The organism is Paraburkholderia franconis, from assembly GCF_009362735.1.
Classification (GTDB): domain Bacteria; phylum Pseudomonadota; class Gammaproteobacteria; order Burkholderiales; family Burkholderiaceae; genus Paraburkholderia; species Paraburkholderia franconis.
Genome location: NZ_WHNP01000210.1, coordinates 1 through 1,527, shown reverse-complemented (window position 1 = coordinate 1,527; position 1,527 = coordinate 1). Strand labels below are relative to the sequence as shown.

Here is a 1,527-nt window from a genome sequence, read left to right as displayed (position 1 = left end):
TCATGGGCGCGAGCGGCGTGGCCGCCGCGCTCAGCCAGATTCCTGCGGGGATGCTGGTGGACGCCACGCGTGCAAAGCGGGCCATCATTGCGGTATCGGCTGGCATGGTCGCGGCGGGCTGCCTGCTGATCGCCCGCTGTCCAACGCTACCGGTCATTCTGCTGACGCAGACGGCGCTGGCGCTCGTCTCGGCCATCATTGGCCCGACCCTTGCCGCGCTGAGCCTCGGTGTGGTGGGGCACAGAATCCTGGCCTCCCGTATCAGCCGCAACGAGGGCTTCAATCATGCCGGCAACGTCACCGCCGCYGCACTGGCCGGCACACTCGGCCAGTATGCGGGRACCGTGTGGCTCTTCTACCTCGTGTGCGCTTTCGCCGCCGCAAGCGCACTGGCGGTCATGCTGGTCCGGCCGTACGACATCAACCATGAACTGGCGCGGGGTGGCGAGGTGCTTCGCACYGCTGACGGCAARGGTCGGCCCGTGCCGCTCAGGGCGCTTGTCCAGCGACGGGACTTCCTGACCTTCCTCGCCACCGTCGTGCTCTTTCATTTCGGCAACGCCGCCATGCTGCCGCTCGCGGGCCAGATGATAGCGAAGGCCGCGCCTGACCGGGATGTCGTCGGGCTGGGCGCGTGCATGATTGCTGCCCAGCTGGTGATGGTCGCCGTCGCCGCCGGTGTGAACCGTGCGGTCCGCGCAGGCATTGGCCGCAGGACGATTTTCCTGGTGGCGCTTGCGGTGCTGCCTGTGCGAGGCCTGCTCTTCGCWCTCACGGACAACCCGTACGCGGTAGTGGCCATCCAGCTGCTGGACGGCATTTCGGCGGGCATCTTCGGGGTGATCGCCACCGTCATTGCGTCGGACCTCATGCATGGAACCGGCCGTTTCAATGTCGCGCAGGGCGCCACGTCACTCGCGGTTGGCGTCGGTGCCGGCCTGAGCAATCTGACCAGTGGCTTCGTGGTTGACCGGTTCGGCTTCGCCGCGGGATTTCTCGYMYTSKCGATRRTCGCCACRGYSGCGYTCATCGTYTYCGCGCTWTTCATGCCCGAGACCRGMCYGCAGGRRGAACCRGCCGCCGTGCCACAAGGACATRSGTTGCGCGCGCTCCGCTCGCCCCGCTCCACAACGGAGACTGCCGAATGAACGCCATCCTCAATTCGCCGTTTCCGGTCTGGGCTATCGCGGCMGTGACCGCGCTGGGCGTCATTACGCGGCCATTCCGGCTCCCCGAAGCCATCTGGGCCGTGCTCGGCGCCCTGACGCTGTGCGTCTCGGGCAGGCTGCCGTGGCTTGAGGCCCTGCATGCCGTCGGCAAGGGCACAGACGTCTATCTGTTCCTCACCGGCATGATGCTGGCGTCAGAGTTAGCGCGCAGGGAAGGACTGTTCGACTACATGGCGGTGCTCGCTGCGCGAAAGGCAAACGGTTCGGCTACGCGCCTGTTCTTCCTGCTGTACTGTGTCGGCACGGTCGTGACTATCCTGATGTCCAACGATGCGACGGCCGTGGTCCTCACGCCGGC

General features: G+C 66.6%; 1 protein-coding gene and 1 pseudogene. Both read left to right on the top strand.

Features of this window, described 5'->3' with window-relative positions:
* Window positions 1-1,148 (top strand): annotated as a pseudogene (locus GCT13_RS47650) (MFS transporter); the annotation flags it as partial.
* Window positions 1,145-1,527: SLC13 family permease (locus tag GCT13_RS47645; protein WP_265335356.1), on the top strand; the 383-nt coding region annotated here is incomplete at its 3' end. The pseudogene GCT13_RS47650 and the gene GCT13_RS47645, both read left to right, overlap by 4 nt.